Origin of the sequence: Acidovorax sp. 22279 (genome assembly GCF_052045435.1) — a bacterium.
GTDB classification, from domain to species: Bacteria; Pseudomonadota; Gammaproteobacteria; order Burkholderiales; family Burkholderiaceae_C; genus Acidovorax; species Acidovorax delafieldii.
Genome location: NZ_JBQEOV010000009.1, coordinates 1 through 13,922 on the forward strand (window position 1 = coordinate 1; position 13,922 = coordinate 13,922).

Consider the following 13,922-nt stretch of genomic DNA (forward strand, 5'->3'; position numbering starts at 1 on the left):
GAACACCAGCGCCACCTGCGCAGCCTTCACCAGCTTGCCCAGGTCGCGCACTTTCTTCGCCAGCTCACGCGCCCAGCTCGGCGTGGTCTTGCGCACTGGATAGGCTACTCGGCCCGCTGCCTTGAAAGCTGCGCCGCGCTCTGCCCTGATCGCCCGCAGCAGCCGCGTCGTCGGCCGCGACGTAGCCCACACCAGCAAGCGCCCGAACTGCAAAGGCATCTGCAGCGCCAGAGCTTCAGGAAATTTGCGGTAGTTGCTTGCGATCATGGTGTTCCCCTTCAGGTGTACCGGGCCCCTAGATTCCGAGCCGGACAACTGTTGTCTGTTGCCCGTGCAAGCTGGCCTTGCTTGCACCGTTCCCCTGAGTTCTTCGCCGTGCCATTAGCGGTGCCGGGATTGAGTTGCGGAGGGGGGAGGGTTTGTAAAGCGCAGCTTTATGGATTCCCCCCGCAGGAACTCAAAGCGCCCTCGGCGCGGTCCTGGCTTAGCGTTGGCCGAAGAGGCGAAGAAATCTGGGGAATGGTGCTGGGCGCTACCTCTCACGGGCAGCGGACGCCGCGCGGCGAGCGCCTCAACGTGCGTAGCAACGTCTAGTTTGGCTGTTCACTTGACGTGCACGTTGCACTGACAAGGCCCTGATTTCCTGCGAGCGATGGGGTCGCTATTTTCGGCTTTTACCACTTGGTAAAAGCTCCTAGATTTCCCACAGAAGGGAAGGAAAAATGGCATTTATTGGATACGCCCGTGTATCAACACAGGATCAGGACAATGCTTTGCAATTGGATGCTCTAGGCAAGGCCGGTTGTCACGTCATCTACCAGGAGAAAGCCAGCGGATCAACAAGACGTGGAAGACAAGAGCTCGCTAGGTGCCTTGCATCACTCGAAAAAGGTGATGTTTTGGTCGTCTACAAAATAGATCGAATAGCACGGAGCCTTTTTGATCTGCTTGAGATTTTGCGACAACTTGAAAGCGTTGGTGCCACTATCAAAAGCGTTACGGAACCTCTTGACACAACAAACAGCATGGGGGTTTTCGTGATACAGATACTTGGTGCAGTGGCTCAGCTTGAACGGTCGATGATTCGAGAACGATCAATAGCTGGCCAGATCGCAGCACGAGAGCGTGGGCGTCTGCCAGGACGAAGTCGCAACCTTTCTAAATCTGACGAGCCCATGTTGGTTTCCGAGTACTTGTCGGGAGCATTCACTTACGAACAGTTAAGTAGGAAATATCAAGTTTCCATATCTACTGTTAAGCGTGCGGTATACCGCATTACAAAGCCATCAGATTATTTAAAGAGGGGCAAATGCTGATCTGCTTCTAACCAAAAAAATTCGTCAAGAGTTTGCTGGCTAAGTACAAACCGAGTCCTTTTAGCGCCCCGTAACATAACGCTGTAATGCCTAATACAATCCATGACTTCTGGTTTTTTGCCAGATATTTTGTCATTTTGTTTTCATCGCCGGCGGTAATTTTAAATATTGGTACGTTATTTATGCGTTGAACTTGCTTGCTAAAAGTTTGGCTGAATATTACGCTTAAATATCGCGCAGCTTCAAAAACTACGGTTCCGCATATTACCCAGGCAACCGCTATTCTGGTCGTCGTTCCTTCTGGGTTTAAGCTAAACCAAATGCCGGCATAGGCGAGTAACGCGAGGCATGGGAATGTAGCAAAAATCCAGTTGTGAATCTCACTTTGATGACTTTGGGCCCATCTCACAATGCCAAATGTGGAAGAACCTTGTGGTAATGACTCAACCCACTGAGTGACAATTGACAGAAGCTCATCACTGAATGTTCCGTCTACAAAATCAATTTTGCACGATACTGGTGAAAAAGCCTCATTGTCCAGGCTCTCTAGGTCATCACTCAGACCGCTCATTGCTTTCTGCAGTATGAGCGCTGGATGCGGCCGCTCCGCTATTCTTATGTATATGGAGTGAAGTTCTGACTTTCCCGATCCATGTAAATCGCAAGGAAAGCTAACGCGAAATGTCACCATTTGCGTAGTTGATGGCACCTGCTGCAAATCGACGCCACTAGACAACTTTTCTGGGGCGTCTAATGTTATTGTCTTGTCGTTTGCAAATTTTATGGATATTGAAAAATTAATTTCGTCTTTCGGCACTCTGTTGAGTGCTAGTTTGCGCTCAATGTTCTGCTTGAGGTCTGCTAGTGCGGCACGTGACACTTGCACCTGTTTCGAGTAGAACTGGCTCAGACTATTGTTTGCGGCGGACGCAACTCTTAGTACCGCGACATCTCCAACATGTGATGAATCATCCAACACCGAAACTTGAAACTGCTTCGCCATAAAACCCTCCACATTGCGATCTCAAGATGTTACGGCGCGAAACTTACAATGCTGTAAGAAACCTCACTTCGGCAAAGCGCAGCATTGCGTTTTCACACATCCAGCGCGCAAGAGGTCTAAAAAGATGTCTGTAACAAAGATTCGAAACTATCCGTTTCCGCCAAGATAAGCCCCAAGCGCTCAAGGCGCTTGGGGCTTTTTCTTTTGAGTTTTTCAGCCGCCTAGTTATATCTGACGCCGCCTGCGAACTGTCCGAACTCCTCGCGCAGTCACTCGTCGATGGACGCACTCCACCGGCTGCCCCAATCGTTTCCCTTGTTGCTCACCTTGTCGATCTCGCGACGGTCGCGTTTGGTTGGGCGACCTTCTTGCAATGTCGCCGCTGGCTCGGGGGCCAAGCGGCGCAGTTCTGCGGCCTTTTCGCGGGCGGCGATGCTGTCAGGGGTTTCTTCGTACAGTTGCTGGGCCACTGGCGCGGGGCCCCGGGCACCGCTCAGGCCCCGTACGAGCACGGTGCGTGCCACGGGGCCCTGGCGCAGCGCTACGGTGTCGCCGCAGCGCAGGTCGCGTGCAGGTTTGGCCAGCTGGCCATTGACAGTGACCCGGCCCTTGCCGATCTCTTCGGTGGCGAGGCTGCGGGTCTTGTAAAAGCGGGCGCACCAGAGCCACTTGTCCAGGCGCATCGTCTCCAAGGTGTTCATGGGCGAGATTGTGCCGTCTAGGCCATGGGTGTGCTGTCGGTCAAGGGCGCAGGCAGAGGCAGGCGAACCACGGCGTTCAGCCCGGTCACCTTGTGGCCTTGCACCTGGTTTGTCAGTGTGATGTTGCCTTCCAGGGCCTGCACGATCTCACGGCAAATGGCCAGGCCCAGGCCGCTGCCGGTGCGCACGTCTCCTGCAGAAAAGGGCTGGAACAGGCGTGCCGCCAGCTCGTCATCAATGCCGGGGCCGTGGTCGCTGATCGTCAGCGCCGCATGCCGCCCGTCGCTGCGCAAGTCCACGGTCAACTCACTGCCGGGCGGTGCGTGGCGCACGGCGTTATGCAGCAGGTTGCGGCTCAGTTCGCGCAGCATCCATTCATGCGATTGCACCAGGGTTGGCTCGGTGTGGATGCCAAAGTCCAGATCGCGCTGAGCAATTAGTGGCGAAATCTCCAGCGCCACGGCACGCAGAATGTCATCAAAGCGGGTGGCTGGTGGAGCGCTTTGTTGGCGCAGCTGCTCCACTTTGGCCAGGGCCAGCATCTGGTTGGCGAGCTGGGTGGCGCGGTCCACGGTGTCGCTGATCTCGTGCAGGGCTTGTTGCGGCTCCACGTCGCCGCGCAGGGCCGATTGCACCTGGGTCTTGAGCACGGCCAGCGGTGTGCGCAGCTGGTGGGAGGCATCGCGCACAAAGCGCTTTTGGTGCCGCAGCAGGTGACGCAGGCGCTGCATGACCTCATTGGTGGCGTCCACCAGCGGCTGCAGCTCGCGTGGGGCGAGCGGGGCCGCGATGGGGCTCAGATCGCCCTCGCGCCGGGCCTGCAGCTGCTGGCTGAGCTGCCGCACGGGCTGGGTGGCGCGCTGCACCACCAACACCACGGTAAAGGCCACCACGGCGATCAACAGCGCCTGTCGCAACAGGGTGTTCCACAGGATCTGCAGTGCCAGGGTTTCGCGCACCTCCAGCGTCTCCGCCACCTGGATCACGGCCATCGCCCGGCCTTCGGAGCTGGCCACCGGTTGCAGCAGCACCGCCACGCGCACATCGCGGTCACGAAATCGGTCATCGTAAAAGTCCACCAGAGCCGCATAGGGAGGGCGGGCAGGGATGCTGCCGTGCCACACCGGCAGGTCCTCAAAGCCCGACACGATCTCGCCCTTGAGGGTCGAAACGCGGTAGAACATCTGGCTCTGGTTGTCGGCCTCAAAGGCCTCCAGGGCCGAATAAGGAACGATGGCGCGCAGCTGCGCTGCGTCGTCAAAGCCTTTCACATCGAGCTGTTCGCTGATGCTTTTGGCGGATGCCAGCAGGGTGCGGTCATACGCGGTGTTGAGCGATGCCAGCGTCTGGTGGTACAGGCTCCAGGTGTTGAAACCGATGAACAGGGCTACAGGCAGCAAGATGCCCAGCAGCAGGCGCCGCCGCAGCGAGTGGTGGCGCACTCCATCCTCGCTCATGCGTCGGCCCGCAGCAGGTAGCCCAGGCCGCGCAGTGTCATCAGGGTCAGGCCTGTGCCTGCTAGCTTCTTGCGCAGCCGGTACACCACGACCTCGATGGCTTCGTACTGCACGTCGAGCTGGCCCGGAAACACCAGCTCATACAGTCGCTCCTTGGTCACGGCATGCCCGGGCTGCGCGAGCAGGGCGTGCATCAGTGCCAGCTCGCGCGGGGTCAGCTCCATCACCTCGCCGTTCAGGTACAGCGCGCCGCTGTCCTTGTCGTAGCGGATGGCTCCGATCTGCACAGTGCTGGGTGCCAGCGGCGCTACGGCGGGATCGGCGCTGCGGCGCACCAGCGCGCGCAGGCGTGCCTCCAGCTCGTCCAAATCGAACGGTTTGGGCAGGTAGTCGTCGGCGCCAGCGTTCAGCCCCACTACGCGGTCGCCCACGGTGCCACGTGCCGTCAGGATCAGTACGGGGGTGCGCAGGCCACGTGATCGCGCCTGCTGCAGCACCTGCAAGCCGTCCAGGCCCGGCAGAGTGAGGTCCAGGATGACGGCGTCGGGCTGCAGGGCAGTCCATTGGCTCAGCGCTGCGCGTCCGTCGCCCACTGCGGTCACTTCCATGCCACGCCGGGTCAGTGCGCGGTGCAGCGTGGCCTGCATGGTGGGGTCGTCTTCTACAAGGAGCAATTGCATGCGCGGCACCATAGCACCGTCTCATTGGGCCGGGTGCATGAGTGTTTTCCCTGAGTCTGAGGACAGCCGTTTGACAGGCAGCGCGCGCATCATCGGGCGGTTCGCAAACCTTATCAGGAGACAGACACCATGCGTCGCGATACCTTTCTGAAATCACTGGCCGCCCTGGCCGCTGCGGGTGCGTTGCCCGTGTCGGCCCAGACGGCAGCGGCCCTCAAGATGATGATTCCCGCCAACCCCGGGGGCGGTTGGGATTCCACCGGTCGCGCGCTGGGCAAGGCGATGCAGGATGCGGGCGCCGCATCGTCGGTGTCCTACGACAACAAGGGCGGCGCAGCGGGCGCGATTGGCCTGGCCCAGTTCGTCAACGCCAGCAAGGGCGACCCGAACGCGCTGATGGTGATGGGCGCCGTGATGCTGGGCGGCATCATCACCGGCAAACCACCGGTGGGCCTGGACAAGGTTACGCCCCTGGCGCGCCTGACCAGCGAATACAACGTGTTTGTGCTGCCCGCCAACTCGCCTTTCAAGACCATGAAGGATGTGGTGGAACAGCTCAAGAAGGACCCCGGCAGCGTGAAGTGGGGTGGCGGCTCGCGCGGCTCTACCGAGCATATTGCCGCCGCCATGATCGCCCGTGAAGTGGGCGTGGACCCCGCCAAGATCAACTACGTGGCGTTCCGTGGGGGCGGTGAGGCCACTGCCGCCATCCTGGGTGGCAACGTGACCGTGGGCGGCAGCGGCTACAGCGAGTTCTCCGAGTACATCTCTGCCGGCAAGATGCGCGCAGTGGGCGTGACCTCGGGCACCCGCCTCAAGGGCGTGAACGTGCCAACGCTCAAGGAGCAGGGCATCAACGTGGAAATCGGCAATTGGCGCGGCGTGTACGGCGCGCCTGGCATCACGCCAGAACAGCGCAAGGCCTTGATCGATGCGCTGGCCAAGACCTTCAAGCACAAGGCCTGGCAGGACGCGATGGAAAAGAACGGCTGGACCCCCGCATGGATGGCCGGCGACGAGTTCGGCAATTTCGTGGATGCCGAGTTCGCCAGCATGCGCGCCACGATGGCCAAGTCCGGAATGATCTGATCCCGAAGCAAGGCGCGGCAGCCGTCATTTCTGCCTCTGGGCAGGCGGCCTGGCCGTGCATTGGTTGGTGCGAAGGAAAAAACATGACACAACAACATTCATCGCGCTCCAAGCCCTTGCAGACCCTGATCGGGGTCGGGCTGGTGGTGCTCGCGCTGGGTCTGGCCTGGGGGGCCAGCTCGGTCAGTTCAGAAGCGGGCTATGGTGGCGTGGGACCCAACTTCTTTCCCTGGGTGGTCAGCACTGCCATCCTGATCTGTGGCGTGCTGTGCGTGGCGCATGCGCTGAGCGGCGGGTTTCGGGAGCTGGAAGAGGGCTCCGGCGACGAGCGTGCCCACTGGAAGGGTTTCATCTGGGTGTCGGCAGGGCTGCTGCTCAACGCCCTGCTCATCACCACGCTGGGCTTCATCCTGAGCTGTGCGTTGTGCTTCGTGCTGTCAGTGCGGGGTTTCAAGAGCTCGGAAGGTGAACTCGACCTGCGCCTGCAGGCCTGGATCAAGGATTCCTTCATCGGTATCGCGGTAGCCGCCCCGGTGTACTGGATGTTTACGCAACTGCTGGCCATCAACCTGCCCGGCCTGACCAACACGGGGTGGCTGTAAAGCCTGCGCGCCATGGAAACCTTAAACCTTTTGATGCAGGGTTTTGCCACCGCGGCAACACCCATCAACCTGATGTGGGCCTTTGTGGGCTGCATGATTGGCACCGCCGTGGGTGTGTTGCCAGGCATCGGCCCCGCAGTGGCTGTGGCCATGCTGCTGCCCATCACCGTCAAGGTCGAGGCCACGGCCTCGATGATCTTCTTTGCAGGCATCTACTACGGCGCCATGTATGGCGGTTCCACCACGTCCATCCTGCTCAACACCCCGGGTGAGGCCGGGTCCATGGTCACGGCCATGGAGGGCAACAAGATGGCCAAGCATGGCCGCGCCGGTGCGGCCCTGGCCACGGCCGCCATCGGTTCGTTTGTGGCGGGCACCATCGCCACGGTGCTGGTGACCTTCTGCGCGCCGCTGGTGGCCGAATACGCCATCCGCCTGGGCCCACCTGAGTATTTCATGCTGATGGTGCTGGCCTTCACCACCGTGAGTGCGGTGCTGGGCAAGAGCACGCTGCGTGGCATGGTGGCGCTGTTTGTGGGCCTGGCCATGGGCTTGATCGGCATCGACCAGATCACGGGCCAGGCGCGCTACACCGGGGGTGTGCCTGAGCTGATGGATGGCATCGAAGTGGTGCTGATCGCCGTGGGCCTGTTTGCGGTGGGCGAGGCGCTGTACAACGTGATGTACGAAGGCAAGTCCGACGAAACCCAGAACCGCCTGACCAGCACCCACATGACCAAGGAAGAGTGGAAGCGCTCCTGGCCCGCATGGTTGCGCGCCACGGCCATCGGGTTTCCGTTTGGCACCGTGCCTGCAGGTGGCAGCGAGATTCCAACCTTCCTGAGCTATGCCGCCGAGAAGAAACTGAGCAAGCACAAGGAAGAGTTTGGCACCACGGGCGCCATCGAAGGCGTGGCAGGCCCCGAGGCCGCCAACAACGCGGCCATCACGGCCACGCTGATCCCGCTGCTGACGCTGGGCATCCCCACGTCGAACACCACGGCCATTCTGCTGGGCGCGTTCCAGAACTATGGCATCCAGCCCGGCCCGCAGCTGTTCGACACCAACGGCGCGCTGGTGTGGGCGCTGATCGCGTCGATGTACATCGGCAACGTGATGCTGCTGATCCTGAACCTGCCGCTGGTGGGCCTGTGGGTGAAACTGCTGAACATCCCCAAGTCGTACCTGTACGCGGGCATTTTGGTCTTCTCCACCCTGGGTGTGTATGGCATGCGCCAGAGCGCATTCGACCTGGTGCTGCTGTACGCGATCGGCCTGCTGGGTGTGGTGATGCGCCGCTTTGACTTCCCCGCCGCGCCGGTGGTGGTGGGCATGATCCTGGGCCCCTTGGCTGAGGCTCAGATGCGCAATGCGGTGTCGATTGGTGAAGGCAAGTGGACGATTTTCCTGGAGCGCCCCGGTTCGGTGACCCTGATCGTCATCGTGCTGGCCGTGCTGATCGTTCCGCGCCTGCTGCGCCGTTGGGCTGCCCGCAAGATGGCGCTGGCAGAGGCCTGAAACCGTGGCGAGGCCCCAGGCTCGCACCCGTAAAAAAACCGCGCCATCGGGCGCGGTTTTTTTTCGTCCAGACGGCGCGGGCAGATCCGTGCCGACGATTTTCTTGGCAAGCCAGACCCCCAGGCGCTGTGCTCCCGGAGCCCTCCCCACCAGGTGGCTTGCTGTGAACTCAGGCTGAATCGTACCATAAAATGCGAATAGTTCTTATTTGCAGGATGGCGCATGTCTTCATTTCCGCAGGAGTTTCTGGTGCTTTGTCGTCAGTGGGGCGAAGCCCAGCGGCGTTGCAGCGCGGCCCTGACGGCGCAGGCCGCCGAGATCCAGGCGCTGCAGGCCGAGGTGGTGCGGCTGCGTGGGGCGCTGGTGGTGCGCGATACGCGGCTGGCCATGGCGTACGACGAGCTGGCGCAGCTACGGGCTGCTGTGCCGGGGCTCTCCCGCCGTCAGACCATGGCACGCCATATCGCAGTGCTGGCGGAGCGCATTGCCACCTTGTCGCGGGAATGCCTGCGCTGGCGACTGGCGGCGCAGTCAGACACCAGGGCAGTGAGCCACCCGGAGCTGGGTGGGGCAGCCAGCGCCGCGCCCCCGGATGCTTCGGCACACCCCCGCAGGGTGCGCGTGCCCGTGGTGGTCGAGGCCCATCCGGACGCAGACGCGGGTGCGGCCTTCGACGCCAGCCTGGCCGCCGCTGACCTGGTGATTTGCCAGACGGGCTGCATCAGCCACGACGCCTACTGGCGGGTGCAGGACCAGTGCCGCCGCACGGGCAAGCCCTGCATCTTGGTGGACCAGCCGCTGGCAGCATGTGAGGCGTCCCTGTACACCTCTTTGACTCCTGTTTTGGATAAAAACGCCTGATAGCGCTAGTGCCATTTGCCTAGGTAGCTATCCAATTTGTAGCGTCATGGCTCCATGCCGGGCGTCTGCTGCCTGTGGGGGCAGATCCTGCGCCCCGCCAGCGCGCTACCATCCGCGGATGCCTTTGCTCGCTGATGACGCCCCCGCACTGCCGCTGGATGCCCAGGGCATTCTGGAACTGGCGGCACGCTCCATGTTCCAGCTGTTCTCCAGCGTCAGCCAGGGCATGTTCCTGGTGGATCGCAGCGGGCGCATCGTGTGGGTGAATGAGGGCTACCAGCGCTTTCTGCCGGACCTGGGTTTTTCGTCGGTGGACCAGTTCGTGGGCCGCACGGTGGAAGAGGTCATCCCCAACACACAGATGCGCCGCGTGCTCGAAACGGGCCAGCCCGTGCTGATCGACCTGCTCACCAACAAGGCCGGCACCTTCGTGGTCAGCCGCATCCCGCTGCGCGACGATGCCGACCGCGTGATCGGCGCCATTGGCATCGTGCTGTTCGACCATCCCGAAACCACGCTGCAGCCGCTCATCAGCAAGTTTGCGCTGCTGCAGCGCGACCTGGACGACGCCCGGCGCGAGCTGGCCAGCCAGCGCCGCCGCAGCCTGGCGGTGGCCGGCGACGGCGAGCGGCGGTCCAAGTACACCTTTGCCAGCTTCATCGGTTCCAGCCCCGCGGCGGCCGAGGTCAAGCGCCAGGCGCGCCGTGCAGCGCAGTCGAGCAGCCCTGTGCTGCTGCTGGGCGAGACGGGGACGGGCAAGGAGCTTCTGGCCCATGCGATCCACGCAGCGTCCAGCCGCGCCAGTGGCCCGTTCGTCAGCGTCAACATCGCCGCCGTGCCCGACACGCTGCTCGAGGCCGAGTTCTTCGGCGTGGCGCCTGGCGCCTATACCGGCGCCGACCGCAAGGGCCGCGACGGCAAGTTCAAGCTGGCCGATGGCGGCACGCTGTTCCTCGACGAAATCGGCGACATGCCCCAAAGCTTGCAGGCCAAGCTGCTGCGGGCGCTGCAAGAGGGCGAGATCGAGCCGCTGGGCAGCAACAAGCTCGTGCCCTTCAATGTGCGCATCCTGGCCGCGACGTCGCGCGATTTGGCGTCGCTGGTGCGCGAGGGCAAATTCCGCGAGGATTTGTTCTACCGCCTGCATGTGCTGCCGGTGCGTGTGCCGCCGCTGCGCGTGCGGCGCAGCGACATACCTGCCTTGGTCGAAGCATTGGGCGAAGACCTGGCCCTGCGCAACGGCACCGCGCCGCCCGAGTTGCTGCCCGATGCAATGGCCCTGCTGGCGGGCCAGCCCTGGCGCGGCAACATCCGCGAGCTCCGTAACGTGCTGGAGCAGGCGGTGATGCGCAGCGACTCGCAGTCCATCGACGCCGCGCAGCTCGAACGCATCCTGCGCGAAGCGGGCGTGGAGCCCGCCGCCCCCGCCCCGGTGCAGGACCCGGGCCACGCCGCCGATGCCGAGGACGAAAGCCGATACCTGCGCCCGCTGGCCGAGCAGGTGGCGGAGCTGGAGCGCAAGGCCATCGCGGCTGCGCTCAAAGCCCATGGCGGCAACAAGCTGGCCACTGCTCGCCAGCTGGGCATCTCGCGCGCCACACTCTATGGACGTCTGGAAAACCCTGAATAAAAATCAGGCAAATGTCTAAAAATTAGACATTCAATGTGTATTGAAATCAGGCAGTGTCGCCAGGGTGTCAGCAAAAGTATCTTTGAAATCAAGCACTTGGCTGCTGGCACAGACTGTGCAATAAAGAAGCATCACAACAGGAGACATCGCCATGCACCGTCGCACTCTGGTCGCCCTCGCTTCCGCAGCCGTTACCGCTGCCGCACTTTCTGCCCCCGCGTTCGCGCAGACCGGTGAAATCCGCATTGCCCACGTGTACAGCAAGACGGGTCCGCTGGAGGCCTACGGCAAGCAGACCCAGACCGGCCTGATGATGGGCCTGAACTACGCCACCGGCGGCAGCATGACCGTCAATGGCAAGAAGCTCGTCGTGATCGAGAAGGACGACCAGGGCAAGCCTGACCTGGGCAAGAGCCTGCTGGCTTCGGCCTACTCGGATGACAAGGCCGACATTGCCGTCGGCCCCACCTCCAGCGGCGTTGCCCTGGCCCTGCTGCCCGTGGCTGAGGAATACAAGAAGATCCTGCTGGTGGAGCCCGCCGTGGCCGACGCCATCACCGGCGACAAGTGGAACAAGTACATCTTTCGCACCGGCCGCAACAGCAGCCAGGACGCGATCTCCAACGCCGTGGCCATCGACAAGGCCGGCGTGACGGTGGCGACGCTGGCGCAGGACTATGCCTTCGGCCGCGATGGCGTGAAGGCCTTCAAGGACGCGCTGAAGAACGCCAAGCTGGTGCACGAGGAATACCTGCCCACCACCACCACCGACTTCACCGCCGGTGCCCAGCGCCTGATCGACAAGCTCAAGGACGTGCCCGGCCGCAAGGTCATCTTCATCATCTGGGCCGGTGCAGGCAACCCGTTCAAGATCGCTGACATGGACCTCAAGCGCTATGGCATCGAGATCGCCACCGGCGGCAATATCCTGCCCGCCATGGCTGCCTACAAGAACTTCCCCGGCATGGAAGGCGCCACGTACTACTACTTCGGCATCCCCAAGAACCCCGTGAACGAAGCCATGGTGGCTGCGCACTACAAGGAGTTCAAGACCCCGCCAGACTTCTTCACGGCCGGCGGCTTCAGCTCTGCCATGGCGCTGGTCACCGCCCTCAAGGCCACGAACGGCGACACCAACACCAACAAGCTCATCAAGACCATGGAGGGCATGAGCTTCGAGACGCCCAAGGGCAAGATGACCTTCCGCAAGGAAGACCACCAGGCCATGCAGAGCATGTACCACTTCAAGATCAAAGTGGACCCGGCCTTTGCCTGGGGCGTGCCCGAGCTGGTGCGCGAGATCAAGCCTGAAGAAATGAACGTGCCGATTCGCAACAAGCGATAAGCCGGATTTTCGATTCCGTTAGCGAGTTAGCGAGGCCCGTCGGACAGGATCACCGTCCTGCTCCTTCGGGGTCCATCCCGCAGGGGCGGCCGCCCCTCTTTTTCCAGTGAATTGATGCATGAACCCCCGGGTCTACACGGGGGCTGGGTCGGTTTTTCTCAAAAATTATTTGGAGACAAGACAACATGGCTTTCAATTTCATCCGGGCGGCGGCAGCAGGGGCTGCGATGGCTCTCTGTGGCGTGGGCAGTGTTCACGCTGCCGTCAACCTGCCAGCACTCAAGATCGACAAGACACAGACCACGGTATCGGGCCTGTCCTCGGGCGGCTTCATGGCCGTGCAGCTGCACGTGGCGTATTCGGCAACGTTTGCCAAGGGCGCCGGTGTGGTCGCGGGCGGCCCGTTCTATTGCGCCGAGGGATCGGTCGTCAACGCCACCGGGCGCTGCATGGCCAGCCCGGCAGGCATCCCCACCAGCACGCTGGTCAGCACCACCAACACCTGGGCCAGCCAGGGCGTGATCGACCCCGTGGCCAACCTGCAGAACTCCAAGGTCTACCTGTTCTCGGGCTCGCTCGACAGTGTGGTCAAGACCGGGGTGATGGACGCGCTGCGCACCTACTACAACAGCTTCGTGCCCGCCGCCAATGTGGTCTACAAAAAAGACATTGCGGCCGAACACGCCATGGTGACGGACGACTACGGCAACGCCTGCTCCACCAAGGGCGCGCCCTACATCAGCGACTGCAACTTCGACCTCGCCGGTGCCATGCTGCAGCACCTGTACGGCACGTTGAACGCCCGCAACAACGCCACCCTGCCCACCGGCAATTACATCGAGTTCAACCAGAGCGAATTCATCACCAACCATGGCATGGCCACCACGGGCTGGGCCTATGTGCCCCAGGCCTGCCAGGCGGGCGGCACGGCCACCTGCAAGCTGCATGTGGTGCTGCATGGCTGCAAGCAGAACATCAGCGATGTGCAGCAGCAGTACGTGCGCAACACCGGCTACAACCGCTGGGCTGACACCAACAACATCGTGATGCTGTACCCGCAGACCAGCACCGCAGCCACCAACAGCTGCTGGGACTGGTGGGGCTATGACAGCGCCAACTATTCCAAGAAGTCGGGCCCGCAAATGGCGGCCGTCAAGGCCATGGTGGACCGCGTCTCCAGCGGCACGGGTGGCACCACGCCCCCCGACCCTGTGGCTCTGCCAGCCCCCACGGGCGTGAGCACGTCGGGCGCCACGGCCAGCAGCATGGCCATCGGCTGGGCCGCTGTCACGGGCGCGGCCAGCTACAACGTGTACCGCAACGCCAACAAGGTCAACGCGCTGCCTGTGACTGCCACCAGCTACACGGACACCGGCCTGGCCGCGTCCACCACCTACAGCTGGACGGTGCGCGCGGCCGATGCCAACGGGGCCGAGGGCGCCACATCGGCCGCAGCTTCGGGCACCACGCTGGCCGCATCGGGCGGCGGCACCGCCACCTGCACCACCGCCAGCAACTATGCACACACCCTGGCCGGGCGCGCGTATGCCGCCGGGGGCTACACCTATGCGCTGGGCTCCAACCAGAGCATGGGCCTGTGGAACGTGTTCGTCACCAACACCTTGAAGCAGACCAGCACCAACTACTACGTGATCGGCACCTGCCCCTAAAGTGCCGGGGCGCGCTGCCGCAGGGCAGGGCGCCCCACCCATTCCATCGA

Annotated in this window: 13 protein-coding genes; 8 read left to right on the plus strand and 5 right to left on the minus strand. The window is 62.3% G+C overall.

Going from position 1 to position 13,922, the window contains the following annotated elements; all coding sequences use genetic code 11:
- Window positions 1-267: hypothetical protein (locus ACTJKQ_RS12820; protein WP_440597029.1), on the minus strand; the 267-nt coding region annotated here is incomplete at its 3' end.
- A gap of 455 nt (window positions 268-722) precedes the next feature.
- Between ACTJKQ_RS12820 and ACTJKQ_RS12825 the strand changes: the two genes are divergently transcribed.
- A complete protein-coding gene (locus ACTJKQ_RS12825; RefSeq protein WP_440597030.1) occupies window positions 723-1,316 on the plus strand; it encodes a recombinase family protein in 594 nt (197 codons plus the stop codon).
- 7 nt (window positions 1,317-1,323) lie between these two features.
- On the opposite strand, the gene ACTJKQ_RS12830 is transcribed toward ACTJKQ_RS12825, so the two are convergent.
- The 4 genes from ACTJKQ_RS12830 to ACTJKQ_RS12845 all read right to left on the minus strand — a co-directional run bounded on the left by ACTJKQ_RS12830 (window position 1,324) and on the right by ACTJKQ_RS12845 (window position 5,157).
- Window positions 1,324-2,319, minus strand: a complete 996-nt coding sequence (locus ACTJKQ_RS12830) for a hypothetical protein (protein ID WP_440597031.1) — start codon at window positions 2,317-2,319, stop codon at window positions 1,324-1,326.
- A gap of 269 nt (window positions 2,320-2,588) precedes the next feature.
- Entirely contained in the window at window positions 2,589-3,020 is a 432-nt protein-coding gene (locus ACTJKQ_RS12835; protein WP_116747503.1) for an RNA-binding S4 domain-containing protein, read from the minus strand.
- Between the two features lie 17 nt (window positions 3,021-3,037).
- Window positions 3,038-4,477: a sensor histidine kinase gene (locus ACTJKQ_RS12840; protein ID WP_440597032.1), complete on the minus strand. Its 1,440-nt coding sequence runs from the start codon at window positions 4,475-4,477 to the stop codon at window positions 3,038-3,040.
- Entirely contained in the window at window positions 4,474-5,157 is a 684-nt protein-coding gene (locus tag ACTJKQ_RS12845; protein WP_056065161.1) for a response regulator transcription factor, read from the minus strand. The genes ACTJKQ_RS12840 and ACTJKQ_RS12845 overlap by 4 nt, the downstream gene beginning before the upstream one ends.
- Window positions 5,158-5,286: 129 nt before the next feature.
- Here ACTJKQ_RS12845 and ACTJKQ_RS12850 point away from each other — a divergent pair, with 129 nt between their 5' ends.
- The 7 genes from ACTJKQ_RS12850 to ACTJKQ_RS12880 all read left to right on the plus strand — a co-directional run bounded on the left by ACTJKQ_RS12850 (window position 5,287) and on the right by ACTJKQ_RS12880 (window position 13,872).
- A complete protein-coding gene (locus ACTJKQ_RS12850; RefSeq protein WP_056064618.1) occupies window positions 5,287-6,246 on the plus strand; it encodes a Bug family tripartite tricarboxylate transporter substrate binding protein in 960 nt (319 codons plus the stop codon).
- Between the two features lie 83 nt (window positions 6,247-6,329).
- Window positions 6,330-6,848, plus strand: a complete 519-nt coding sequence (locus ACTJKQ_RS12855) for a tripartite tricarboxylate transporter TctB family protein (protein ID WP_440597033.1) — start codon at window positions 6,330-6,332, stop codon at window positions 6,846-6,848.
- Window positions 6,849-6,860: 12 nt separating this feature from the next.
- Window positions 6,861-8,366 (plus strand): tripartite tricarboxylate transporter permease, encoded by a 1,506-nt coding sequence (locus ACTJKQ_RS12860; protein WP_056064614.1) that lies wholly within the window; start codon window positions 6,861-6,863, stop codon window positions 8,364-8,366.
- Between the two features lie 222 nt (window positions 8,367-8,588).
- The gene (locus ACTJKQ_RS12865) at window positions 8,589-9,227 is read left to right on the plus strand and encodes a DUF2325 domain-containing protein (RefSeq protein WP_440597034.1); all 639 of its coding nucleotides are present in this window, start codon (window positions 8,589-8,591) and stop codon (window positions 9,225-9,227) included.
- 118 nt (window positions 9,228-9,345) lie between these two features.
- Window positions 9,346-10,857 carry a sigma-54 interaction domain-containing protein gene (locus ACTJKQ_RS12870; RefSeq protein ID WP_121942500.1) on the plus strand — a complete coding sequence of 504 codons (1,512 nt, stop codon included), beginning with the start codon at window positions 9,346-9,348 and terminating at the stop codon, window positions 10,855-10,857.
- Between the two features lie 151 nt (window positions 10,858-11,008).
- Window positions 11,009-12,202 carry a substrate-binding domain-containing protein gene (locus tag ACTJKQ_RS12875; RefSeq protein WP_056064604.1) on the plus strand — a complete coding sequence of 398 codons (1,194 nt, stop codon included), beginning with the start codon at window positions 11,009-11,011 and terminating at the stop codon, window positions 12,200-12,202.
- A 185-nt stretch (window positions 12,203-12,387) separates the two neighbouring features.
- Window positions 12,388-13,872 (plus strand): extracellular catalytic domain type 2 short-chain-length polyhydroxyalkanoate depolymerase, encoded by a 1,485-nt coding sequence (locus ACTJKQ_RS12880; RefSeq protein ID WP_056064600.1) that lies wholly within the window; start codon window positions 12,388-12,390, stop codon window positions 13,870-13,872.
- The last annotated feature ends 50 nt before the right edge of the window (window positions 13,873-13,922 follow it).

Excerpts from the sequence above, each read along its gene's own strand:
- ACTJKQ_RS12835 (WP_116747503.1), bottom strand. The coding sequence starts at position 3,020 with ATGAACACCTTGGAGACGATGCGCCTGGACAAGTGGCTCTGGTGCGCC.
- ACTJKQ_RS12880 (WP_056064600.1), top strand. The coding sequence starts at position 12,388 with ATGGCTTTCAATTTCATCCGGGCGGCGGCAGCAGGGGCTGCGATGGCT.
- ACTJKQ_RS12860 (WP_056064614.1), top strand. The coding sequence starts at position 6,861 with ATGGAAACCTTAAACCTTTTGATGCAGGGTTTTGCCACCGCGGCAACA.
- ACTJKQ_RS12840 (WP_440597032.1), bottom strand. The coding sequence starts at position 4,477 with ATGAGCGAGGATGGAGTGCGCCACCACTCGCTGCGGCGGCGCCTGCTG.
- ACTJKQ_RS12875 (WP_056064604.1), top strand. The coding sequence starts at position 11,009 with ATGCACCGTCGCACTCTGGTCGCCCTCGCTTCCGCAGCCGTTACCGCT.
- ACTJKQ_RS12825 (WP_440597030.1), top strand. The coding sequence starts at position 723 with ATGGCATTTATTGGATACGCCCGTGTATCAACACAGGATCAGGACAAT.
- ACTJKQ_RS12865 (WP_440597034.1), top strand. The coding sequence starts at position 8,589 with ATGTCTTCATTTCCGCAGGAGTTTCTGGTGCTTTGTCGTCAGTGGGGC.
- ACTJKQ_RS12845 (WP_056065161.1), bottom strand. The coding sequence starts at position 5,157 with ATGCAATTGCTCCTTGTAGAAGACGACCCCACCATGCAGGCCACGCTG.
- ACTJKQ_RS12830 (WP_440597031.1), bottom strand. The coding sequence starts at position 2,319 with ATGGCGAAGCAGTTTCAAGTTTCGGTGTTGGATGATTCATCACATGTT.
- ACTJKQ_RS12870 (WP_121942500.1), top strand. The coding sequence starts at position 9,346 with ATGCCTTTGCTCGCTGATGACGCCCCCGCACTGCCGCTGGATGCCCAG.
- ACTJKQ_RS12850 (WP_056064618.1), top strand. The coding sequence starts at position 5,287 with ATGCGTCGCGATACCTTTCTGAAATCACTGGCCGCCCTGGCCGCTGCG.
- ACTJKQ_RS12855 (WP_440597033.1), top strand. The coding sequence starts at position 6,330 with ATGACACAACAACATTCATCGCGCTCCAAGCCCTTGCAGACCCTGATC.